Source organism: Polaromonas sp. UC242_47 (assembly GCF_044452385.1).
In the GTDB taxonomy this organism is placed as follows: Bacteria; Pseudomonadota; Gammaproteobacteria; order Burkholderiales; family Burkholderiaceae_C; genus Polaromonas.
On the sequence record NZ_JBIOAO010000001.1, the window covers coordinates 69,001 to 89,976 of the forward strand.

22 protein-coding genes and 1 pseudogene are annotated in these 20,976 nt (G+C 59.1%); 5 read left to right on the forward strand and 18 right to left on the reverse strand.

What is annotated here, in order from left to right; genetic code table 11:
• The first annotated feature begins 209 nt into the window (after positions 1 to 209).
• Positions 210 to 863 (forward strand): hypothetical protein, encoded by a 654-nt coding sequence (locus tag ACHMXK_RS00405; RefSeq protein WP_397436672.1) that lies wholly within the window; start codon positions 210 to 212, stop codon positions 861 to 863.
• 27 nt (positions 864 to 890) lie between these two features.
• Here the strand turns inward: ACHMXK_RS00405 and ACHMXK_RS00410 are convergent, their stop codons facing one another.
• Positions 891 to 1,460: a DUF1439 domain-containing protein gene (locus tag ACHMXK_RS00410; RefSeq protein WP_397436674.1), complete on the reverse strand. Its 570-nt coding sequence runs from the start codon at positions 1,458 to 1,460 to the stop codon at positions 891 to 893.
• 164 nt (positions 1,461 to 1,624) lie between these two features.
• On the opposite strand from ACHMXK_RS00410, the gene ACHMXK_RS00415 reads away from it, so the two are divergent.
• Together ACHMXK_RS00415 and ACHMXK_RS00420 are read left to right on the forward strand one after the other, a co-directional pair.
• Positions 1,625 to 1,939, forward strand: a complete 315-nt coding sequence (locus ACHMXK_RS00415; protein ID WP_397436676.1) for a hypothetical protein — start codon at positions 1,625 to 1,627, stop codon at positions 1,937 to 1,939.
• Between the two features lie 200 nt (positions 1,940 to 2,139).
• Positions 2,140 to 2,628: a hypothetical protein gene (locus ACHMXK_RS00420; protein WP_397436678.1), complete on the forward strand. Its 489-nt coding sequence runs from the start codon at positions 2,140 to 2,142 to the stop codon at positions 2,626 to 2,628.
• A gap of 141 nt (positions 2,629 to 2,769) precedes the next feature.
• Here ACHMXK_RS00420 and ACHMXK_RS00425 read toward each other — a convergent pair whose 3' ends face one another.
• Both ACHMXK_RS00425 and ACHMXK_RS00430 read right to left on the reverse strand, forming a co-directional pair.
• Positions 2,770 to 3,027, reverse strand: a complete 258-nt coding sequence (locus ACHMXK_RS00425) for a hypothetical protein (protein ID WP_397436680.1) — start codon at positions 3,025 to 3,027, stop codon at positions 2,770 to 2,772.
• A gap of 185 nt (positions 3,028 to 3,212) precedes the next feature.
• Complete coding sequence (locus ACHMXK_RS00430; RefSeq protein ID WP_397436682.1) at positions 3,213 to 3,959, reverse strand: tRNA-uridine aminocarboxypropyltransferase; 747 nt, start codon at positions 3,957 to 3,959, stop codon at positions 3,213 to 3,215.
• 156 nt (positions 3,960 to 4,115) lie between these two features.
• On the opposite strand from ACHMXK_RS00430, the gene ACHMXK_RS00435 reads away from it, so the two are divergent.
• Positions 4,116 to 5,252 carry a Fic family protein gene (locus tag ACHMXK_RS00435; protein ID WP_397436683.1) on the forward strand — a complete coding sequence of 379 codons (1,137 nt, stop codon included), beginning with the start codon at positions 4,116 to 4,118 and terminating at the stop codon, positions 5,250 to 5,252.
• A gap of 114 nt (positions 5,253 to 5,366) precedes the next feature.
• On the opposite strand, the gene ACHMXK_RS00440 is transcribed toward ACHMXK_RS00435, so the two are convergent.
• Positions 5,367 to 6,008, reverse strand: a complete 642-nt coding sequence (locus ACHMXK_RS00440) for an NAD(P)H-dependent oxidoreductase (RefSeq protein WP_397442408.1) — start codon at positions 6,006 to 6,008, stop codon at positions 5,367 to 5,369.
• Between the two features lie 197 nt (positions 6,009 to 6,205).
• Here ACHMXK_RS00440 and ACHMXK_RS00445 point away from each other — a divergent pair, with 197 nt between their 5' ends.
• Complete coding sequence (locus ACHMXK_RS00445; RefSeq protein WP_397436685.1) at positions 6,206 to 7,105, forward strand: LysR family transcriptional regulator; 900 nt, start codon at positions 6,206 to 6,208, stop codon at positions 7,103 to 7,105.
• A 25-nt stretch (positions 7,106 to 7,130) separates the two neighbouring features.
• Here the strand turns inward: ACHMXK_RS00445 and ACHMXK_RS00450 are convergent, their stop codons facing one another.
• From ACHMXK_RS00450 to ACHMXK_RS00515, 14 genes and pseudogenes are all read right to left on the reverse strand, one after another.
• Positions 7,131 to 7,739, reverse strand: coding sequence for a class I SAM-dependent methyltransferase (locus ACHMXK_RS00450; RefSeq protein WP_397436687.1), 609 nt, complete (start codon positions 7,737 to 7,739; stop codon positions 7,131 to 7,133).
• A gap of 134 nt (positions 7,740 to 7,873) precedes the next feature.
• Positions 7,874 to 8,257, reverse strand: coding sequence for a VOC family protein (locus tag ACHMXK_RS00455; RefSeq protein ID WP_397436689.1), 384 nt, complete (start codon positions 8,255 to 8,257; stop codon positions 7,874 to 7,876).
• Between the two features lie 191 nt (positions 8,258 to 8,448).
• Positions 8,449 to 8,547: pseudogene (locus ACHMXK_RS00460) on the reverse strand (DTW domain-containing protein); the annotation flags it as partial.
• Positions 8,548 to 8,976: 429 nt separating this feature from the next.
• Entirely contained in the window at positions 8,977 to 10,695 is a 1,719-nt protein-coding gene (locus ACHMXK_RS00465) for a hypothetical protein (protein ID WP_397436691.1), read from the reverse strand.
• Positions 10,696 to 10,745: 50 nt separating this feature from the next.
• Positions 10,746 to 11,225: a hypothetical protein gene (locus ACHMXK_RS00470; RefSeq protein WP_397436693.1), complete on the reverse strand. Its 480-nt coding sequence runs from the start codon at positions 11,223 to 11,225 to the stop codon at positions 10,746 to 10,748.
• Positions 11,222 to 12,388 carry a dsDNA nuclease domain-containing protein gene (locus tag ACHMXK_RS00475; protein ID WP_397436695.1) on the reverse strand — a complete coding sequence of 389 codons (1,167 nt, stop codon included), beginning with the start codon at positions 12,386 to 12,388 and terminating at the stop codon, positions 11,222 to 11,224. The genes ACHMXK_RS00470 and ACHMXK_RS00475 overlap by 4 nt, the downstream gene beginning before the upstream one ends.
• Positions 12,389 to 12,767: 379 nt before the next feature.
• Positions 12,768 to 13,955 (reverse strand): hypothetical protein, encoded by a 1,188-nt coding sequence (locus tag ACHMXK_RS00480; RefSeq protein WP_397436697.1) that lies wholly within the window; start codon positions 13,953 to 13,955, stop codon positions 12,768 to 12,770.
• Between the two features lie 39 nt (positions 13,956 to 13,994).
• The gene (locus tag ACHMXK_RS00485) at positions 13,995 to 14,831 is read right to left on the reverse strand and encodes a DUF6216 family protein (RefSeq protein ID WP_397436699.1); all 837 of its coding nucleotides are present in this window, start codon (positions 14,829 to 14,831) and stop codon (positions 13,995 to 13,997) included.
• A 486-nt stretch (positions 14,832 to 15,317) separates the two neighbouring features.
• Positions 15,318 to 15,797: an aminoacyl-tRNA deacylase gene (locus ACHMXK_RS00490; RefSeq protein WP_397436701.1), complete on the reverse strand. Its 480-nt coding sequence runs from the start codon at positions 15,795 to 15,797 to the stop codon at positions 15,318 to 15,320.
• A 202-nt stretch (positions 15,798 to 15,999) separates the two neighbouring features.
• Positions 16,000 to 17,259 carry an MFS transporter gene (locus tag ACHMXK_RS00495; protein ID WP_397436703.1) on the reverse strand — a complete coding sequence of 420 codons (1,260 nt, stop codon included), beginning with the start codon at positions 17,257 to 17,259 and terminating at the stop codon, positions 16,000 to 16,002.
• Between the two features lie 221 nt (positions 17,260 to 17,480).
• Positions 17,481 to 18,260: a cyclase family protein gene (locus ACHMXK_RS00500; protein ID WP_397436705.1), complete on the reverse strand. Its 780-nt coding sequence runs from the start codon at positions 18,258 to 18,260 to the stop codon at positions 17,481 to 17,483.
• Positions 18,261 to 18,323: 63 nt separating this feature from the next.
• Entirely contained in the window at positions 18,324 to 19,307 is a 984-nt protein-coding gene (locus tag ACHMXK_RS00505; RefSeq protein ID WP_397436707.1) for a Bug family tripartite tricarboxylate transporter substrate binding protein, read from the reverse strand.
• Positions 19,308 to 19,353: 46 nt separating this feature from the next.
• Positions 19,354 to 19,827, reverse strand: coding sequence for a hypothetical protein (locus ACHMXK_RS00510; protein WP_397436709.1), 474 nt, complete (start codon positions 19,825 to 19,827; stop codon positions 19,354 to 19,356).
• The gene (locus ACHMXK_RS00515) at positions 19,824 to 20,960 is read right to left on the reverse strand and encodes an aminotransferase class V-fold PLP-dependent enzyme (protein ID WP_397436711.1); all 1,137 of its coding nucleotides are present in this window, start codon (positions 20,958 to 20,960) and stop codon (positions 19,824 to 19,826) included. Before ACHMXK_RS00515 ends, ACHMXK_RS00510 begins: the two co-directional genes overlap by 4 nt.
• Positions 20,961 to 20,976 lie beyond the last annotated feature (16 nt).

Sequence of the window (20,976 nt, forward strand, 5' to 3'; positions counted from 1 at the left end):
CCGTCGAAATTCGCACCGTGGTCTCGCAGCCATGCACGCCATTTTGTCAGCGACATCGGTGAGGGTTTGGGCTAAAGATTTTGCGCGATCTGCCGATATCAGGGGATTCATCCCCCGTGCCACAAGCTTGCGCGAAGGCGGGCTCTATTTCCAGGCAGGCGGCGTTGTCTCAGACGCCAGACCGTCCTGCGCATCTCTAAAGAAAACGCATGCTCGATATCTTGAACATCGCTTACCTGGCAGGGATTCTGCTCTCCAGCATTACCCTGTATCCCGACGGTGAGACCCCCATCTCCCGGGAGAAGGACTCCTACACCCCCATCACTTTCTACCGTGAATGGTGGCGTGAGGACGGTAAAGACAAGTGTTCCTTCAAGGGTATGCTGGTCCCCTACACCCGCACCTGGCCCGAAGAGGTCAAGCGCGGAGAAGATATCGAGGTTCTCCCGCCAGAGCCCGACAAGGTCGCCGGCTACGTGGCCCTGGTCAACCGCCAGGAGTGTGTGGGCAAACCCCCGGTCACTATCTTTCGCGCCGGGTTGGCGCGCCCCCGCAAGCTGCTTTTTGGCAACTTCCAACTGGACAAACACGGCTTCTTTCCGGCCGGCGACATGCTGGAATCTCCCGCGGACAAACTGCCGCCGTGGCTTCCGCAGGTCGTAGCGCGCATGGAACTTCTGGCGCAGAAGGACGACGCGGCCAAAAGTTTCCTCGCCGCCTCTGCCAGCGAGTTGGACAAAGTGCTGCCGGGTCGCACCGCGAAGGCGATACCGGAGGCGACGGAGGCAGGTGTTGACGCCGGCACCGCGACGCAGGTCATGCCGCAGGTCAACGCACCCCAGGACCCACCGACCAGCAACTGAGACCCACGTCCGCAGCGGCCGGTTTGTTCAGAGCTGCCGCTTGGTCACAAAACCGATCAGCAGGCCCTTGTCCGTCACCGTGATGGTGCCCGGCTCTAGGCCCAGGCCATCGGCCAGCATCAGGTCTTGCGGCCTGAGTTTGTGCAGCACCACCTCCAGCAAGGTCTGGCTGGCCAGCGCCTGGCCATAGGTTTGCAATAGCGCGGCCGGGCCGGGCGGCAGGCCCGCCAGCTGCAAGGTGTTGACGCGTATCTGGTGCGCCCGTATCGACTGGTCGCTGGCCTCATAACGCAGCGCAAAATCCACGTCGAAGCTGCCAGTCGTGCTACGCGCCAGGGCCGGGCCGCTGGCTTCGACGGGCATCTCGGCACCCAGCCGGTTCAGCGCGGGCAGCAGGCGCAGGCTCGGCCTTTGCAGGGTCAGGTCCAGCAGCCCGCCCAATGCATAACGCACGGGGAAACGCTGGGCCACGGCCTCCTGCAATTGCGCGCTGGCCACCGTGTAGCTGGGCTGGGCGTGCGCCTGCGACAACACCGTCCAACCGATGCCACCCAGCGCCAGCCGCGCTGCCCCCTGTATCCACTGTCTGCGTTTCATCCGTGGGTCTTTCGCCAAAGTATTCATTGTGCCCATCAGGCCTTGTGCACACCTTGTAACCTGCATACACGTTTTCACCGCAAATACGACATCAGGGCGATACCTGACAGGCGCTCAATGATTGGACCTGGCCAGCACGTTGGGCCGGGTGTCAGGAGATCGTTATGAAAACGCTTCTTTCCCTGCTGGCCGTGGCGGCCCTGTCGGGCTGCGCGGTGTACCCACCTGTCGCTTACGGTCCGTATGACGGCAGCGTGGTGGCGCCATACGGGCCTTATGGCGTGGTGCCGCCCATGTATGTCTATGGTGATGGCGTGTACCCGTTCGGCGCTTATGGCGCTTTCTCCCTCAACTACTACCGGTTTCACCCCGGCGTCTTTCCACACCACTCGTCGCAGTTTCATGCGCCTGGCGCAGGTCGTGGCGCGCGTGGCGGCACTGGCAGGGGTTTCGGTGGCGGTGGTTCGCACCGGCACTAGCGGTTTTTATCTCGCGGCTTGACGTCTATCCCCAAGTCATGGCCATCAGAGGGCGCCCCCGCTGCATGGGCCATGTAAAGCGCAGACAGCGTGTTGCAACAGTGTGTGTGTTGCGTCAACAGAAGAGCCGCGCGCTTCGTTGAACATGTGCTTCTCGTGAAATCAACTGCTTTTAAACGAACTGAATCCAAAGGGCTTTTATGAACAAATTACTCGCTACCCTGATTGCCACCTTGTTTGTTGGCGTTGCTTCTGCACAAACACCTGCGCCTGTGGCCCCTGCCACACCAGCCGTGGTCAAGGCAGAAGCCAAGGCCGACAAATCAGTCGCCGCCGCCGTCAAGAGCGAAGCCAAGGTGGACGTCAAGGCAGACACCAAAGTTGAAAAGGCAGAAGTAAAAGCCGCTGCCAAAACCACCCACGCCCACGACAAGGCCGCCAAGACCAAAGCCAAGGCCCATGCCAACGTCGCCAAGGCGGATGCAGGCGACAAAACCAAGGCTACGGCCGCGGCTGAAAAAACCGATGCCAAGGCCGACGCCAAAGCAGACAAAGCCACTCTCAAAGCCGAAGCCAAACTCGACACCACCAAGGTGAACGCCACCGCCGACAAGGCCGCGGCCAAACTGGACACCACGGCGGTCAAGGCCGAAGCCAAGGCCGATGTGAAAGCGGCCGGCAGCAAGTAAAAAGCCGCCGCAAGTTGCAAAACTTGCACGCGTAAAAAAGACAGGCCTGGCCTGTCTTTTTTATGGGTGATTCATGGTCGGGTCAAGCCCGCGCGGGTGTACGCCAGGCGGCGGCCTGGACACACCGGCCCTCACCCAGCCTTAAGCCGAGCGGCCCACCACCGACCAGCCCGCGTGCAAGTTGGTCTTGTCGTTTTCGTATTCCCAGCGCGTGCCGCAGCGGTCGCAGCAGTAGCTGGTGATGGTGATCAGGCCGTGGCGGCGTGTTTCGTGGCGGTTGTTGCCCTGCACCAGCTCTGGGTGGCCGGGCGCCTTGCGCCAGTTGCGCTGGATGCCGGCGCACGAGTCGCACAGCTCCATCTTTTTCAATTCATTTTGGCGGTTCGGGTCTTCGGTCATGGTGCTGCTTTAAAGGGACGCTGGGCTTGGATTGTCGCCCCTTGGCCAGCCACGGCCAAAGCCCCTGCCGGGAACCCGGTGGTCTGCTAGGGCCGAAAATCGTCAAAATTTAAGAAAAACAGGGCGCCAGTCCTTATGCCATATGCACAAGCAGCTATCAAATTGGAAGCGAATTTGTCGTGCCTCTAAGGCAAACGCAGGCTGCGCAAACGCTGGTGCGCCGCGTCTTCCGGGTCTATTGGCCGCTGGTTTTTGGCATTCAGGTAGTGGTTGGTGAACACATCCAGGTAAGCCTCCAGGGTCTGCGCCGCATGGGGCTCACCGGCCAGCGCCAGGCACAGGGCGGCCACTTCCGAGGTGCAAAAGTGCTCATCACGCTGCGAGCGGCGCAGGCGGTAACGTGACAGCTGTTCGCTCTGCAGGCTGAGTACGGGAAAGTTGTCCAGGTAAGGGCTTTTGCGAAACATCTTGCGCGCCTCGGGCCAGGTCGCGTCCAGCAACACAAACAGCGGCCGCTTGGTGGCTTGGGCCTCCAGTGCTTCGGTGGGCAACACCGCCGTCACCACCCGCCCGGGGGCCACAAACTCGCCCGGAAACACCAAGTAGGGCTGCCACTGCGGATCGGCCAGCAGGGCCAGCAGCGCCGGGTCCACCTCGGTGCGTGCCCAGCCAAAGGCATAGGTGTCGGCCACCACATCGGCAATCAGCCAGCCCGTGTTGCTGGGCTTGAGCGGCTCGACGTCGGCCATGAGCAGGCACACGCCCGCATGGGTAGGCACAAGCGGGCGCAAGGCACACAGGCAGTGGCTGGGCAGCAGGCGGCAACCGGCGCAACGCTCGCCGCTGGGGCCGCCACGGGCCAGAAAGGGTTTGGTGCTGCGCGCCAGGCGGGTGGTGCGCAGGCGGGTGACGGCGTGAGGGGTGTCGGGCATGTAGTTGTTCAGCGGCGGAGTGCGTACTCTAGCGCGTGCGCGCCGCCTGCCGCCGCATACCGCGCATCCCAAACTGCACGACTGCGCGCAACTCTGCGGCGATTGGTGCTCTTATTCGCCGCACAATTTGCGGTGAATAAGGCTCATAATCACCGCATGTGGACCGACAAACCAACCCGCCGCCGCACCTACCTCTGGCAACGCCCCGACTGGCCCCAGTGGCGCTGGGACGCCACTGTGCTGGCCGCGCCACTGGCGCAGGTGCACCGTGCCCAGGGCCATCTCGCAGGCCGCATGGCCGAGTTGGGGCTGGTGCAGCGCGACCAGGCCACCTTGCAGGCGCTCACGCAAGAAGTCATCACCACCAGCGCCATCGAAGGCGAAGCGTTGAACCTCAATGCCGTGCGCTCCTCCATCGCCCGGCGGCTGGGTGTGGATATTGGCGCGCTCACCCCGTCTGACCGCCATGTCGACGGCGTGGTGGACATGGTGTTAGACGCCACCCAGCACTACACCCGGGCGCTCACGTCCGAACGCTTGTTTGGCTGGCATGCGGCACTTTTTCCCACCGGGTACAGCGGGCGGCTGCGCATCCAGGTGGGCGCGTGGCGCAACGACGCCGCAGGCCCGATGCAAGTGGTCTCTGGCCCTGTGGGGCGTGAAAAGGTGCATTACGAAGCACCGCCTGCCCAGACGCTGCAGCACGAGACCACCGCTTTTTTGGACTGGTTCAACGCCCCGGTGGTGGGCGATGCGCTCATCCATGCCGGGCTGGCCCACCTGTGGCTCGTTACTTTGCACCCGTTTGACGACGGCAACGGCCGCATCAGCCGTGCCGTGGGCGACATGGCCCTGGCCCGTGCCGAGGGCAGTGCTCAGCGCTACTACAGCCTGAGTGCCCAAATCCAGCGCGAGCGTAAAACCTATTACGACCAGCTCGAAACGACTCAGCGTGGCCCACTGGACGTCACGCCATGGCTGGCTTGGTTTCTGGCCTGCCTGCTGCGCGCGGTGCAAGGCGCAGACGACCTGCTGGCAGGTGTGCTGGACAAGGCCCAGTTCTGGCAACGCTGGGCCGGCACCCCCATGAACGAGCGCCAGACGCTGGTGCTGAACCGTGTGCTTGATGGCATGGAAGGCAAGCTCACCAATGCCAAGTGGGCGGCGATTGCCAAATGTTCGCCAGATACCGCCTTGCGCGATATCAATGGCTTGTTGGCGCTGGGGGTGCTGGGCAAACTGGAAGGCGGTGGACGCAATACGGCTTACGCATTGCAATCTTTAGCGAACTGAGCCAATGCGTTAATGCACGCATCAGGCGGCAAGCCAAATGGGCCACTAGCGCTTATTTCTCCCGGGCAAGGGTGCAAGAACGGACGCGCGGCCTGTCAAGCGCCCCCGCGCCCCTCAGACTTCCGTGATGAACTGCTCGCGTGGGCGGCGCACCTTGACCAGGTTCACCAGCCAGTCCTTGTCGGCCTCGCGGTAGCCCAGCGGCAGAATGGCGACGCTGCGCAGGCCCTGTGCGCGCAGATTCAGGATCTCGTCCAGCGCGTTTGCGTCAAAACCTTCCATCGGCGTGCAGTCCACCTCTTCAAAGGCGGCGGCCAGCATCGCGGCGGTCATGCCAATGTAGGCCTGGCGGGCGGCGTGCTGGTGGTTCAGCTCCGCATCACGCTGCGGGTACATGCCCAGCAACATGTTGCGGTAGTTTTCCCAGCCTTCGTTCTTGAAGCCGCGCACGGTGTTGGTCAGGTCAAACATCATGTTGATGCGATCCGCCGTGTAGTTGTCCCAGGCGGCAAACACCAGCAGGTGCGAGCCATCGGTGATCTGGCCCTGGTTCCAGGCAATCGGCTTGATGCGCTCGCGCACGTCCTTGCTGCTCACCACGATGATCTCGTAGGGCTGCAGACCGCTGGACGTGGGCGCCAGGCGGGCCGCCTCCAGAATCCGCTCCACCTTGTCTTGCGGCACCGGCTTGGCGGGGTCCAGCTTTTTGGCGGCATAACGCCACTGCAGGCGGTCCATCAGCGCGTCCGATGGCATGTCCTGGGCGGGCGCCGTGTGGACAGAGGGGGTGAGGGTGGCAGAGCTTGTCATTTACGTGTTCCTTGGTGATCAGTTGGCGTCGCGTCAAACGCGCTTGTAGTGAATGTAGGCTTCACTTCGTTGCTTTGGAAGGCCTAATAACGCACAATTGAGTTGTTGAATAGGCAACAATCAAGTTCTGAGCCACCTTCGCCATGCTGAACCCGCAACTCCTGACCACGTTTTCTGCCATCGTCAGCGCGGGCAGCATCAGCGCCGCCGCCATCCGGCTGGACTGCGGCAAGTCGGTTGTTTCGCGCCAGCTGGCTCGCCTGGAGGCCGAGCTGGGCACACGACTGATACAGCGCACCACACGCAAGCTGATGCTGACCGAAGTCGGCAAGCTCGTGCTGCTGGAAGCCCAGCAGATTGACCGTGCGCTCAGCAACGTGGCGCAAATCTCCGGCCAGTTTCAGCAAGAGGTTCGCGGGCCCTTGCGCGTGGCCTGCCCGCGCCCGCTCGGGCAGCGCCATCTGGTGCCCCTGATCACCGAGTTCACCCGCCTGCATCCCCTGGTGGAGGTGACGCTGCTGGTGGAAGACCGCCTGACCGACCTGATTGCCGAGCAGATCGACGTGGCCATTCGCGTCGCGCATCTGGACGACTCCACCCTGGTCGCCCGCAAGCTGGCGGACAACCCCCGCGTCCTGGTGGCCGCACCGGCCTACCTGGCGCGTGCCGGCGTGCCCCGCACCGCCGAGGACCTGACCCGGCACGAATGCCTGTTGTGGACGCGCGACCACCGCGTTTACGACGAATGGTCCTTGAGCCTGGGCGGTGTCACCACGCCCGTGCGGGTGCAGGGGCGCATCCACGTCAACGACGGCATGGCCCTGGTCGCCAGCGCCTGCACCGGCGCCGGCATCACCGTGATAGACCGGCTGCTGGTCGAGCAAGAACTGGCCAGTGGTGCCCTGGTGGAGCTGCTACCCCGCTACAGCCTCACGCCCGGCCCCGCCATCTACGCCGTCTACCCCGCGCGCCAATGGCTGGCGCTGAACACCGCCACCTTTGTCGCGTTTTTGCTGGCCCAGCGCTTCGCCCAACGGGCGTGAGGGGCGAGGCGGATGGCGTCCAGGCTCAACGGCTACCCGCACATTCGAGCTCGAACAGCGGCACATCGAGCTTGCGGCTCAGCCACACACCGCCGCCCAGGTCGATCAGGCCTTCCTGCAGGCCGCGCCGGTACATCTCCGCCCGGTGGCGAAACAGGCGCGGGTCGGCCAGCGCATCGTCAATGATGTCGCGCTCATAGTCCTCGCGCGTCGCGGCCTCCACATACAGCGCGCCCCGGCTCAGCTTGCCCAGGTTGTGCAGGGCCAGCTTCAGGTCCGCCGGGCTCAGGTAGGACAACACGGCCTGGCAGATCACCAGGTCAAACGGCTCGGCCGATGCATAGTCCACCACCGAACCACGCTCCCAGCCAAAACGTTCGCACAGGTATTCGCTGAACTCCACGCCCTGGTAACTCGCATCGGGAAAATGTTTGGCCACAATCTCGCGCCACAGGCCAATGCCGCAGCCCACGTCCAGCACCCGCTTCACGGGCACGCGCAGGTACTTGAGGTAGCTGCAGACAAAGTTGCCCAGCCGCTCGACATGCCCGGGGTCCACCACGCTGGTTTTTTTGTCGAAGTAGTAGCGCTGGTAATACGCCTCGTCGAACCATTGATCACTTGCAGATTTCACGCGCTTTCCTTCTTCCTCTGGCCGCCGGCCACGGCAACAGTGCACGCGGCGTTCGGCAGCGGGTGACGGGCAAGGCGCCCGGCCGCATGCAGGGGAGTATGGCGCAGGGGGAATGGCGGGGTGCGCCGACGGCCTTACTTTTTGGCGGGACGGTGCAGCACGCAGAGCTTGTTGCCGTCGGGGTCGCGCACATAGGCCAGGTACAAGGTGCCGCCTGGGCCTTCACGAAAGCCCGGCGGCTCTTCGCAGCTGGTGCCGCCGTGGGCCACGCCCGCCGCGTGAAAGGCATCCGCCTGCTCAGGCGACTGCGCGGTAAACCCGATGGTGCTGCCATTGCCATGGTTGGCGGGCGCGCCATTGATGGGCGTGGAGATGGCGAAGGTCCCGCCCGGGCTACGGTAGAAATAACGGTTCTTGTTGGCAAAGCCAGGCGCAACCCCCAGGGTGCCCAGCAGCGCGTCGTAAAACTTTTTTGAAACTTCCAGATCGTTTACACCAACCATCACATGACTAAACATCGTTTTCTCCGTTGAAGCCCGGCATCGGGCGAAATATGAGACTGCGCATATTACTTGCCTTGCCTGATGCCTGAGCATCCGGTCCAACCGCAGTACGTAGCTTCACGTAACCCCGGTCACCTCAAACGGCAGTCACTCACCGCACCCGTTCACACCTTGCCGCTCAGGCAATGGCTGGGAAGCAGGCGTCAACCCGCGCAACGCTCCCCGCACGGACCGCCACAGGCAAGAAAGGGTTTGGAGCTGCGCGCCAGGCGCGCGGTACGCGGGCGGGAGACGGCTTGGGTCATGTGGGGGATTTGGAAGCGGCTTGGGTGGGCAAGGGATGCGCTGTAGCAGAGTGGGGTTGACTGCACACGCGGTAAGCCAGGATCTCAATCGCAATTCGGAGAAGGTGAAACAACTAGCCGAGGCTAAAGACACAACAGCCTCGCAAGTGATGTCGACTTGGATAACGCCTGATGAGCGCAATAGGATTTCTCAGATTCCAAACATTAAGCAACGAGCGCAGCCAGCGACACATTTAGTTGAGCTTGGTAGAGCGAAGACTCCTATGCTGCTCGAGCAACAGGTTCGTTGTAGAGGTGTACAGGCTAAAAAAATGGGCTGAAAAAGCAGTGAGTGCGGTCTACGGACCAACTTGCATATCGTAGTGTTTGCGATCTTGCCCTAGCTTGGAGTGCCCGAACGTGCAGCTCTGTTGCTCGGAATAGTGTGCACTATTGAGTCAAGCGCGCCTGCGGCGCTCCCAAGTACATGTTTTGCTCGGGCCCTTGGAATTGCGGTGTCCACTCGGCATCTGCTACCCCACATTTGAATCGAAAATCAGTAGAGGAGATCACTATCTGGGCATTGTGCTTCGATGCTACATGCTTCAATTCGTCCAGATAATTAAGTAGGTCGGCTGGATCCATTTCATGCTGTCTAGGGGTATCCAAAATTAGGAAGCGGAATCCACGCGTTCGATCTTGCAGATAAAGCTGAAAAAATGCCGCATGAATTGCAAGAACTACGCGAATTTTTGTACTTCCTTTAATTGGATCCAAGCGTTCTCCCCCAAAATCGATGTTGAGATCTGAATCGATATTCACATTGCGTGAAACATTTTTTGTTCTAAGAATATCAAGCCACCTCACTATTTCCCCCTTCAATGCCATACGAAATTTTGAATATTCGATATCTCTTTCGTATGAAGACGAGCTTGAGCCAATCTCTTCTTGCAAGTTCTTTCTTCTGTTTAGTAAGTCAAGATAAAGGTTGTTTTGCTTCTGCAATGTTTCCAGCTGTGCACGACTTTTTTCCAGTGCAAATATCTCTTGCGTAAGGCGACCAACCAAATCGACAAGAGAGCTCACGTCATTCGCCGTACGATTCGAATGAATTTTTTTACTTATCTCTTCTAGGTCAGATTTAAGCTGTTCAAGTTGGCCTTCAAGGTGAGATATTTTTGAAGATGCGGAAGCTGAATTGAGCTCCAAGTCCTTCATCTGATCCTTCAAATAAAGAAGATTTTTCGCATACGACTGCGAACTGCTTATGAATAAACAGCAGTCTTCTTTCGAGCAAATTTCTGAGAATGACATGAACTGTCGCCGAGCTTCTTCGTTAAGACCAAGCGTGTCTGCTTCGGCCAAAATTTCATTGCTAATGCTTTCAATGCCCTCCACACGTTCTCGCAAGCTCTCAATGTCCCTCTGTGCTTTTTGAATGGCCTGGCTTTTGGCTGCATACATACCATTCAGTACGGAATTCGTGCTTTCCCCAAAGTTGACGGTAGAGCGCAAGTTGCTTAGCTCGGTCTTAAGTTGTTCAATTTGCCTATGTAGATTTTCGGCGGTTTCGGACGTAGTGATGTCCGCCCTAAGCCCTTCGACGGTTGACTCTTGAAAGACGATTTTTCTGTCGATGCCCGCTAGCTGCTCTTGGAGTGCTAGCAAATTCTTCTGAACGGTAAAAGAGTTTTTTGGATGAAAGCCGTATAGGAAACGAATCGTCTCGACAAATTGGTCTTTGATGAAATTGCCACGCGATTTGTATGCGGCGGAATAACCGGAGTCTTGATCCAGATAAAAAACAGGTAAGGTCGTTGATAGATATGGACTTGCGGGCTGTCTATTCACCCCCACCAAGGTGGGCGTCGTAATTTTCAGCAACTGAAAGAGATGGTCGGAATAGGCTCGCTCGTTGGTAAAAACGATTTCTTTTCCGTCTGAGTCTTTGACGGATACATAAACCTCCTTGTCGATGCTGCGTTCCAAAACGTAGTTTCGCTCGTCTATTGAGCATGTCAGGCGGGCCGCTCTAACCTTGCTTGCGAGATCCTCCCGGAAGGTCTCTGGTACCCCAAGGCAGAACGCAATTGCTTGCATGATTGGAGTCTTGCCGCTACCGTTGCTTGCGTGAAGGGACGTGATCTCTGCCCCAAACACCAGATCCATTGAGGTCCATCCGTTGTCACCTCTAGGAAGTATTTCTAGTTTAAGAAGCCTCATGACAACTCCAACCTGATCTGTTTTTCAACGGCAATATCGCGATAATTTCTAGAAATGCTATGTAGAGTAAATGCAAGATTGGTTTCTCCAGTCATCGCTGACGTAACTATTTTTCGACCGATGTCGGTTGAGGAAACAAATTTGTTGTTCTGATCAACGTTCACAAGGCCCGCGAGCTCTAGAAATGTGAGAGCTTTAATTGTCCTAATACGCAAGTTGGCCGACCACCCTATGTGTTGAGACGATCCTTTAAAGCCGGCTAGAGTGCGTTCTATACAGTCGCCCACAATTTGCCCTAGTTCGCTAGATCGAGGTTTCCGCGCGCCTTTCGATAAAGTCAATATGACCATTGCGAGTAAAGGCAGATGAAAAAGCGCTTCGTTGCTCAATAAAAGCGGGGCATGAGATGACTCATTTACGATGGGAATTCGTAGTTTTAGTCGCTCGGCTTCCAAGAAAAATTCTTCGAAATTCATTGGGCATCGCTCCTCACCAAAGCGGCAAAAAAACCACCAATCAATAAATCGACAGTGACCACCTCGTTAAATCCACTCACTTCCAATTTTTTCTGAAGCGTCGTCAGTTGCTCTCTTAGCCAAGACCAGTTCAGACCATTCCAATCACGCCTCAAAGTCATTAAGTCGCTTTGCAGAATGTTGAAATCAAGTTCTGAAACAAAGTGCCTCTTTTCTCTTACCCATATGTCCCATCTAACCTTTTGTTGTGTACAGAAATCAATTAAGTCAGTGGTCGCCCCTGCTTGGTGAAGCGTTCGCTGAATAACGGAAGCGCTCCGTAGCGCTTTACCGTCGCCGCCATTCATCAGAATTTTGTAAGCACTTTTGGAGATGGACAGGACACGCAAGAGATCATCAATGCCTATCCCCGCTTGTTGATCGAGTTCTGCCGCGCTTACTTCAGTCATCAATCTTGAGAAGGATTTTTGATGAGCCAAAGAAATTAGGTCTTGGGATATTTCTGCCATTTCGCGATAGCTCAACTCGATCTCGCTGTACTTGTAAATCGCCGTCAGAGCTAGCCCTTCAAAGTCATTTTTTTCAATACTGATATATGTCGTGTTCGGAGCAATTACCAGTTTCTTCAAATGCTTTTTTGCGGTATCGATGTCAATCACATCGTTGAGCTGAAATATTCTTTGGAATTGCTCTCGGAGGAAGTTGGCCAATGGCTCTGAGGTGTCATTTCTTATGTCAGATATGAGTTTCTCTGTGTCATCGTGGAAATGCACATTTGTGAGCAAGGTCATCTCTTTGCACGCCGCATCAAAATTAATCGCGTGCGAGAGCAACTTACCAAAGAAACTACTTCTTATTTTTTGAAAATCTTCTTTTTCAGGAGCCTTAAGTTTCTTCTTGTTGATGCCTACTGTTTCTCCTAGGCTCCACTGGTGCTTCTGTTTGACATTTGTTTTTACTTGATGGAAGTGATAGCGAAATTCCGTGCCGGACTTGTGCCGCACAACAAAGTCATCATGAAAATCACAGTAGACACGGTCGATATCCTTTCCGTCCAGTATCTGAAGACTTGCGTACGCGGCAGCAATGCACTGCAGTCGATACCTGAGTATGGTGTCTCGGCCGTTCGCCTCGCGAACCGGCACCTCGTTAAGTCGTTTCATTTTTATGAGGATGAAAGAAGGGATGACGCAAATCTGCGCCCTCCGCTTGGCGAGGGGGCTAGTACTTGAGTGGCTCTCGTTGCTCCAGGATAATGACGCCGGAACTCTTCATGCGCCTCGTCTCGCTCCTCCTGCATCAGTCTAGCTTTAGTGAGCGCCACCAAGGAAGAGGAGCATCCTTTTCTGCGGCGCATCGCAAAAAAAGCGGTCAGTATTTCGACACCTGACTTGAAGGCGCCGGATGGCCAGGGAATCCGCTTCGGTAGTTTCTTGCGAGTTGGTGAATCCGAGCGGTCATTCCTTACCGAGTGGTGCCGATAAATAATCGTCATGTCGCAAAGCATGAAGCTTCGCTCACGCGGAATGCTGATTGGCTGACTCATCGTATCGCTTCGCTAGAGCCGGTTGACTTATGAACTGGTTGCTCCACAAATCGACCTGGTCCAGCGGGCGTATCCGCGTTCTGCACGTCAATCACGCAGTCGAAGAGTTTCGAAGCATCTTCCCAAGATGCTTTTTCACTCCAAAGTGTGACGAAATTTCTGCTCACGTCGATTACAGTGGGTGTGGTCTGAAGCGTCTGTAAGCCTAACGCGTTGAAGGTGTCTTCCTCGTCATGCATGTGTCCTGCTTGCCTCGCGTAGCCATAGAACTGCGCGACCTTTCCTGGTTTAGCAAAGCGCGGTATCTGGGGGCATTGACCACCTGTTTCTGGAAGACGATCGGTGTGCGCTTGTGAAAAGCTGTCTTGCAACATATGCAGCAGCACGCCCAGAGCAACCTTATCCAGCTCCTTGCGCACTTCAACGATGCCTGTGGCGAAGAGGTTAGTGGCAGTTATGTCGCCTGGGAAATAAGGCGTGAGTTCGGCAAAGCCCAATTCACGAATGAATCGATCAGTCGGTACCTGGCCGATTGCGACTCCCCACAGAAATTGCGCCCACATTTTCATGCGTGCCTGAGTGTCTGCGGCGCGCTCCCCGTCATAAGCCGCCATTGAGTGGAAAAACTGAAGGTCACCGTAGTGAGAGCGATAGAGCATGTAGTGGCCGGGACCGAACGCGGGCTGACCGGGTTTTTTGAGTAGCGAAATTTTCGCCTTCGCACCGGCATCGTCGAACAGCCCCTTCCAACACTTTGGTTGTGCCGTGGAGCGCATGGTCACCCGTGCGTCGCAGTCGGCGATGCCCGGTGGGTTGTTCCGATCTAACGAAAACGGTGGGTCATCTGGCCAGCGAACTCCATACAGGAGGATTCGATTGGCCTTTACCGCATTCAGAACGACGCAATCTTTTTCTTGGGCCGGCGCGGTATTACATCCAACCGCTGCCAACGTAATTGCTTCGTGAACCGGGCTCTTGATCATTGGAAGTACGCCCCCCATGCCGAACTGTGCAAGGGGATCAAGCACCCAATTGCTGCCTAACCCGGCTAGCTTGCGATCCACGTCACTAACTTTGGGAAGGACTTGAAAGCCGGCCGCCGACAACGAGATTATTGCAACGCCCAAAGCGATTAGGTAACGCCGTAATACATTTTTTCTGAGTGATCGTTTGCCTGAGTTCATCTTTCCTCCTGGTGATTCTTTTTTCGTCCGATCAGCAGTTCATCTAGCGCTTAGGTCCAAATTAAGTTGACGATCGCTGGGGTCCGGATCGAACTTCCGCCGAGCCAGGCGCAATGCCAGTTTTCCACTTAACCATGCTCTGAGTGAAGACCATGCCACCCACGCCATAGCGATGAGCAGCAATCCAAAAGACTGCCTTTGTTCTGAAACAGTTTTTTTGATAAAGATCTGAGAAGCCTCTTCATTGAGGAACTTGCATATCACCTGTGTTTCTTGTTCGGAAAACTCGGTTTTGGGGGGGATGGCTTGTTTGTCGTTCGAGCAACTGGATTTCTGAATTGCAACCACGCCAAATGACAGCGCTCGAGCTTGCTCGGTACTCGCTAAAAATGAGCGCCCGCTGTCTTTGAACTTTAGAACGGCATAGTCGTTGTAGATACCCAGCATGCTCATGTATGCCGCAACAACAGCGGATCCAGCTAACAGGAGCTTTGCGCCTTGCATTGGCTTCGATGGCAGTTTTTTGACTAGCACTTGCCGCTGATCGGGGTCGAAATATTCGCCGCACAGACTGATTGCGCCCATGTCTATGTCGTTACGTCGCGTCCATTGAATAAGGGCCTGCGCATCCTTCAGTGATTTCACGCGAACGCCCGTGACAAAGCGGAATGACATCAGGCTTGTTTGCTCGTCAATAAAGGCTTTGACTTCTGGGTCGCTTATTTCCTTGCTGCCGTGAACAAGCTGCCATAGGCGATAGAACAAAACATGGCGGGATTCTGTGCGCCACCATACCCATATAAAAAGTAGCACAAAGAGCGCAGGCGCCAAAACGCCAAAGGCGCTGGAAATGATCGAGAGTGTTGCGGAGTCCACTTTGGGCGGTCGGAGTTACGCGCCTGGAACGCTGTGAGGTGCCAGCAGATCAAGTGCCAATCGCCAGCGCAAGCGTTGTGTGCCGTCGGTCATGCGCGAAACACACGTCCCCATCGAAGGAATAAGAGTCGCCATCCGGAATTCACTACCTGGTTAACAATTGGTGACATCCATCATGACCGCGAATTTTGGGCGCAGATCGGTTTTACGGTTTTCAGATACTCCAAAGGTATTCATTCAAAGGAAAACCCCTAGGGAAATAGTTCACCAGGAAGGCGGCGCGCGGCGTAAAGGGCGCTCTGCAGATGCAGGAACCCGATTTTTATAAGAAAAAGAGGCCTCTAGCCCAGGTGGTACGGGCGCAAGCAGCTATAAAAACCGTAGCGGCAGCGCATCAGCCAGGTGTCATCGCTGCGGGCACCGCGTGAACGCCATCACCCCGCCGCCAGCGACGCGGCAAAACGAATCAACGCGACCGTGCCAGCCTCAATGCGTTGGGTACTTGCAGAACTGGCCGTGGCGCTGCGCGCTCATCAGGGCGTGGAAGTTGTCGTGCGACATGCGCAGCAGGCGTTCGTGGTCGCCGCCTTCCATGTACACAACTTCGCTTTCTTCGAGCTCGTCATCGACCACGGTTTCAATGCCCCAGGGCATGCCGATGGAGGGCACGGCACCGGGCTCGCAGCCTTTGAACAACATCGCCACGCGGTCTTCGTCGGCCAGCCGCAACTCCTTGCGCTGGAGCATGCGTGCCAGCTCGCCCACACGCACGGCTTTGTCGGCGGGGATGACGGCCATCACGTAGCCGGCGTCGTCTTCCAGAATCACCGACTTGGCCAGGTGGCAGGCCATGACGTTGGCGCTGCGGGCCGTCTCTGCACTGGTGCGGCTGTGGGCATGCGCGACAACCTCATAGCGCGCACCGCGCTGGTCGAGGTAGGTGGCTAGGTTTGAGGGAATGGACATGGCAGCCTCCTGGAAAAATTAGACCTTCCGGGGCCAGACAGCACTTCGGCCCGTGCAGGCATTAACCAGTTTAGGCCGATTAATACCGCGTTGCCAGTGGGGCGTTTCTGGCGGGGCGGCCAGCGGCAATTTCATGATGAAAACGGCCGCTAGCCCAGATGAATCGGGCGCTAGCAGCTATAAAAACAGGAGCGACTGAGGCTCAGTCGGCCTTGGCTGGCCCGGGCAGCAAGGTGAAGGCGACGGCGCCCGCCGCCAGCAGCGCGGCAATGCTGGCCAGCACGGCGGTGTAGGGTTCGGCGCCGTGGGCGGTGGCGACCGAGGCGACGATGCCGGTGAACCACTGCATGGCGGCCACGCCCAGAAACATGGCCATGGTGAAGACCGCCATGGCGCGGCCGGTCAGTGCGGCCGGGTAGGCGCTGCGCACGTCGGCGTATTGCAGCACCATGTAGCCCGAGAGCACACCAATCACGATGGGGCCGGCCACATCGATGATGGTGCTGTGGGTCATGGCAAAGGCCGCAAACAGCGCGGCCAGCAGCAGCGTGTAGCCGATGATCCAGCGCCGGCGATGGCGCTGGCCGGGGTCGAAGCGGCCAAACAGCGGCGGGCCGAACAGCGAGGCCAGCGACATCGCCAGCGCGACGTTGCCGCTTTGCACCAGTGAAAAGCCGTGGCGCTCGATCAGCAGGGGCCCCAGCCACAGGCCGCGCAGCGAGATGAAAGACGCATAACCCACGCTCGCCAGCAACACGATGCCCAAGGTGTGCGGCATGGCCAGCAAGGTGCCGAATTTGCCAATCGCCTCGCGCATGGATTCTTTGCGCTGCGGCGTTGGCCGTGTCGGTGCTGGTTCATGCACCAGGCCAAAAATCAGCAACCAGGCCAGCGCCGCCAGGCCGCCCAGCACCCAGAAACCCATGCGCCAGGAGGTGGCCTCGATCAGCCAGGCCAGCGGCGTGCCGGTCAGCAACATGCCGATGCCGCCCAGGCCCAAGGTCATGCCGGAGATCGCCGCAAAACGGTCACTCGGCAAATGCCGCGCGATAAACACGGTGCAGACCAGAAACGCCGGTGCGCAACCCACACCGATCAGGACCTGGCCCAGCACCAGCGTGCTGTAGCTGGTGGACAAAGCCGACAGCGCCGAGCCGGCAATCGCCAGCGGAAAGGCCGTGAGCACGGTGCGCCGCACGCCGTGCAGGTCTATGCCTATGCCCATGAAGAGCTGCATGGCGCCAAACGCAAAATGAAAAGCGCCGGCAAACAGGCCCAGCGCCTGCGCGTTCAAATGAAAGTCGGCTTGCAGCGGCGGCGCCATGATGGCGGCCACGGTGCGGTAAGCCTGACTGAGCGCAAACGCGGTGGTCAGCGCAAACAGCATGACCCAGACGGAACGGGGCGAGGTGGTGGCCGGTGCGGTGGCGCTGGCGGCCAGGGACGGGGGAACAGAACTCATGCCCTGAGGTTACATGAGAGCACGGCCATGTGCAGAGCCCGCCTGGTTTTGTCATGGCGGGCGCCGACCCGCCATCCATGACTCGGGGTGATTCAGAGGCGTGGACCCCGGATCCGGTCCCGGGATGACAGCCCGTTCTGAGGCCAAATTAGAAGCGATTTATGCCGCTAGTCCATAGGGAACGGGCGCAAGCAGCTATCAAATCAGGAGCGGCTGCAATGTCAGTCCGCGACCAGGGCCAGCACACGTAACGGGCTGCCCGAGCCCTCTCGTATCTTCAAAGGGGCGGCCACGATCAGTGCGCCTGTGGCCGGCAACTGGTCGAGGTTTTTCAGGCATTGAAGGCCGTAACGGTTGGCGCCGTGCATCAGGGTGTGGCAGGGGTAGGCCAGCGGCCAGCTGTAAGACTGGCCGGCATCGGTGTTGATGGTTTCGACACCGAAGCCGTGCACCTGGCGTTCCTTGATCAGCCATTCCACGGCGGCCTGCGTCGGGCCCGGTGTGTGGGCGCCGTCCTCGCGCATGTTGACAAAGGCGGCGGGGTCGCTCAGGCGTTTGGACCAGTCGGTGCGAAACAGCAGCCACGCGCCCTCCGGGATACGGCCGTGTTTTTCCTCCCAGGCTTGCAGGAAATCCGTGGTCAGCAACCAGTCGGGGTCTTGCGCCACTTGCGCGCTGGCGTCCACCACCACGGCCGGCGCGATAAAACTGGCTGGCGGGATGGTGTCGACGGTGTTGTGGGGGTGGTCCTTGCCGGTGACCCAATGCGCGGGGGCATCGAAGTGGGTACCGGTGTGTTCACCGCAGGTGAAGTTGTTCCAGTACCAGCCCGGGCCGGCGTCGTCGTATTTGGAGATACGTTCCATTTTGAAGCCCGCCACCTGGCCGAACTGCGGCGGCAATTGCAGCGCGGGGAAGTCCTCGCTCAAGGTGTGTGTCAGGTCAATCGTGCGGACGGCTTGGGTGCGCATGGCCTGGGCCAGTTGGGTCAGGAGGGTCATGGAAAAGTCCAGTCAGGAAAGAAGCAGGGCGCGATGCGCCCGGGATGCATCGTGGTGCGGTGTTTATTGCGGCTTGAAGCCGGACTCGCGGATGACTTGCTCCCAGTGGCGCGTGCCGTCCACGACCCATTGCTGCACTTCCTTGCCGGGCACCGCTGACACTTCGTCGCCTATCTTCGCGAGTTTGTCCTGCAAGTCGGGCTGGGCCAGGACAACTTTCATCGCGTCGTCAAAACGCGCGACAAAATCCGCCGGCATGCCCTTGGGTCCGAAAAACGCCAGCCAGGGGTTTTTGTCGATGCCGGTGTAGCCGAGCTCGCGGAATGTCGGAATTTCAGGCGCGGCCTGGCTGCGTGTCTGGCCAGAACTTGCCAGGATGCGTACCTTGCCGGCGCGGTGGTGTTCGATCAGTTCGGTCATGGAGGCGATGGCCATCGGCACCTGGCCGGCCAGCAGGTCTTGCACCATGGGCGCACCGCCCTTGTAGGGAATGGAGTTCATGGTGACGCCAAAGGACTTGCCGATGATATGGCCGATAAACTGCGGCACGCTGCCGGCGGCCGGAATGCCGTAGTTGCTGGCGTTGGGGTTGGCCTTGAGCCAGGGGCCGAGTTCGGCCATGGTTTTCACACCGGTGCTGGTGCTGACGGCCAGCACGTTGTAATACGAGGCCACGCCGGACATGGCCGTGAAATCGCTGACCGGGTTGTAGCCGGCGGCGGCAATGGTCAGGGGAATGATCACCTGCGTGTGGTCGATCGACAGCATGATGGTGGAGCCATCGGCCGGCGCGGCCTTGGTCAGTTGCGCGGCGATCTGGCCGCCGGCGCCGGCGCGGTTCTCCACGATGAACACCTGGCCGCCCAGGACCTTGCTGAGCTTGTCGAGAATGGCGCGGGCCACCACATCGGTGTGGCCGCCCGGGGGAAAGCCCACCAGCACACGAACCGTCCCGGTGTAGGGCTTGGCACTGGCCAGGGTAGAGAGTGTCAGTGCGGGCAGAAACAGCCCCGCTGCAAGCGCTTGGCTGAAAAGGCGTCGGGTCATGGTGGAGTCCTTAAGAGTGGGTTGGCAAAGAACAGGGAAAAACTGTTTACGCGGTGTCGCGCGGGGTGGTGCTTGCCGCCTGCAGGGCCAGGCGCGCCTCGATCAGCAAGACCTCGACCTCGTGGCAACGCACCAGGCGCAGCCAGCGCGCGTCGTCCATGCCCGGGCTGCGTACCGCGTGCAGGCTGACCTGGCAGCAGCCGGCGCCGCGGCCCGAGCTTTCCCCGGCTTGCACCACCGCGCTGATACGCGGCTGCAAGGCGTCGGGGGAAGACCCCACGTGGTAGTCAATCGTCAGGCGGGCCAGGTCGCCGACCGGGCGCACCCAGCTGGGCTGGTCGTCGAACAGCGACTGGCCGCGCACCACTCCCTCGCCCACGGCGACGGTGTGCCAGGCCCCCAGCGCCCACTGGCCAAGCGCCAGGCCGTCGGCGAGAAAGGCGAAAGCCTGCTGCGCCGGCACCTGGCACCAGACCGAGGCGCAATGTGCTTCAGGGGGCTGCGTTTGGGTGGCCATCATTGGGTCAGCCTTGCCAGTTCACGCAGGGCGCCGACCACTTCGTCGGGGGTGTTGTAGAAGTGCGGCGCGACGCGGATCACGTCGTTGCGGGCCGACACCACGTAGCCAGCCTGCAGCATGCGTTCTTCCACCTGCGCGGCGTTGGGAATCCGTATGGCGGTGTTGGCCCCTTTGCTGCCGGGTGTGAGCGGGCTGGCAATCGACAGCCCGAGTCGGCCGGCCTCTTCGATGGCGACGCGGGACAAGTCGCCCAGATAGTGTTCGATGGCCGGGATGCCGATCTCGTTGAGCAGGCCCATGCCGGCACGGGCCACGCTGGCGCACATCATGGGCGGTGTGCCGGTGTGAAAACGTGTGGCGCTGGCAGCGAAGTCCAGTTTGGTCGGGTCGAACTCAAAGGGATTCACGCGGCCGAACCAGCCGGTAACCGTGGGTGTGAGCCGTTGCGCGAGCTCGGGCCGCACATAAAGAAACGCAATGCCGGGAATACCCAGCAGGTATTTTTGTGCGCCGCTGGCCAGGATATCTATGCCCTGCGCCTGGACATCGATGGCCATGCTGCCAGCCGACTGGTAGGCGTCGACAAACTGCAGCGCGCCCTGTTCCCTGGCCTGGCGGCCGGTGGCCGCCACGTCGACAAGTTGGCCGTCGTAGAAGCAGGCCTGGGACACCGAGACCAGCGCGGTCTGCTGGTCGATGGCGCGGGTGATGAGGCTGGTGGCATCGGTGTTGCCGGCCTGCGCCTGCACAAAACGCAGCTGCGCGCCGCGCGGCTGCTGGGCCAGCCAGACATGGCAGATCGAGGGGAAGTCCAGCGTGGTGGTGACGATGGTGTTGCGCTCCGCATTCAAACGCAGGGTCGAGGCAATGCTGGACGCGGCATCGGACACGCTGCCCAGCACCGCCACGTCATCGACGTGGGCGTTGATCAGGCGGGCGAACTCGGCACGCGCAAGCCCGACCTGTTCCATCCAGTAGCCCCAGTCGGCGCCGCGCCGCTGCCAGACATCGAGGTAATCGTTGATGGCGCTACGCACCGGCAGGCTGAGTGCGCTTTGCGAACAGCTGGACAGCTGTGCGGTGTTTTCCAGAATGGGAAAAAGAGATCGGTACGACGAGAATGGATGTTTCATGGAATGACGCTATACC

Bases quoted from the DNA above. Each gene is read 5' to 3' on its own strand.
- ACHMXK_RS00495 (WP_397436703.1), bottom strand. From the start codon at position 17,259: ATGAGTTCTGTTCCCCCGTCCCTGGCCGCCAGCGCCACCGCACCGGCC.
- ACHMXK_RS00430 (WP_397436682.1), bottom strand. From the start codon at position 3,959: ATGCCCGACACCCCTCACGCCGTCACCCGCCTGCGCACCACCCGCCTG.
- ACHMXK_RS00510 (WP_397436709.1), bottom strand. From the start codon at position 19,827: ATGATGGCCACCCAAACGCAGCCCCCTGAAGCACATTGCGCCTCGGTC.
- ACHMXK_RS00470 (WP_397436693.1), bottom strand. From the start codon at position 11,225: ATGAATTTCGAAGAATTTTTCTTGGAAGCCGAGCGACTAAAACTACGA.
- ACHMXK_RS00420 (WP_397436678.1), top strand. From the start codon at position 2,140: ATGAACAAATTACTCGCTACCCTGATTGCCACCTTGTTTGTTGGCGTT.
- ACHMXK_RS00410 (WP_397436674.1), bottom strand. From the start codon at position 1,460: ATGAAACGCAGACAGTGGATACAGGGGGCAGCGCGGCTGGCGCTGGGT.
- ACHMXK_RS00515 (WP_397436711.1), bottom strand. From the start codon at position 20,960: ATGAAACATCCATTCTCGTCGTACCGATCTCTTTTTCCCATTCTGGAA.
- ACHMXK_RS00440 (WP_397442408.1), bottom strand. From the start codon at position 6,008: ATGCCATCGGACGCGCTGATGGACCGCCTGCAGTGGCGTTATGCCGCC.
- ACHMXK_RS00425 (WP_397436680.1), bottom strand. From the start codon at position 3,027: ATGACCGAAGACCCGAACCGCCAAAATGAATTGAAAAAGATGGAGCTG.
- ACHMXK_RS00465 (WP_397436691.1), bottom strand. From the start codon at position 10,695: ATGGATCTGGTGTTTGGGGCAGAGATCACGTCCCTTCACGCAAGCAAC.
- ACHMXK_RS00445 (WP_397436685.1), top strand. From the start codon at position 6,206: ATGCTGAACCCGCAACTCCTGACCACGTTTTCTGCCATCGTCAGCGCG.
- ACHMXK_RS00415 (WP_397436676.1), top strand. From the start codon at position 1,625: ATGAAAACGCTTCTTTCCCTGCTGGCCGTGGCGGCCCTGTCGGGCTGC.
- ACHMXK_RS00435 (WP_397436683.1), top strand. From the start codon at position 4,116: ATGTGGACCGACAAACCAACCCGCCGCCGCACCTACCTCTGGCAACGC.
- ACHMXK_RS00490 (WP_397436701.1), bottom strand. From the start codon at position 15,797: ATGTCCATTCCCTCAAACCTAGCCACCTACCTCGACCAGCGCGGTGCG.
- ACHMXK_RS00405 (WP_397436672.1), top strand. From the start codon at position 210: ATGCTCGATATCTTGAACATCGCTTACCTGGCAGGGATTCTGCTCTCC.
- ACHMXK_RS00475 (WP_397436695.1), bottom strand. From the start codon at position 12,388: ATGAAACGACTTAACGAGGTGCCGGTTCGCGAGGCGAACGGCCGAGAC.
- ACHMXK_RS00455 (WP_397436689.1), bottom strand. From the start codon at position 8,257: ATGTTTAGTCATGTGATGGTTGGTGTAAACGATCTGGAAGTTTCAAAA.
- ACHMXK_RS00500 (WP_397436705.1), bottom strand. From the start codon at position 18,260: ATGACCCTCCTGACCCAACTGGCCCAGGCCATGCGCACCCAAGCCGTC.
- ACHMXK_RS00505 (WP_397436707.1), bottom strand. From the start codon at position 19,307: ATGACCCGACGCCTTTTCAGCCAAGCGCTTGCAGCGGGGCTGTTTCTG.
- ACHMXK_RS00480 (WP_397436697.1), bottom strand. From the start codon at position 13,955: ATGAACTCAGGCAAACGATCACTCAGAAAAAATGTATTACGGCGTTAC.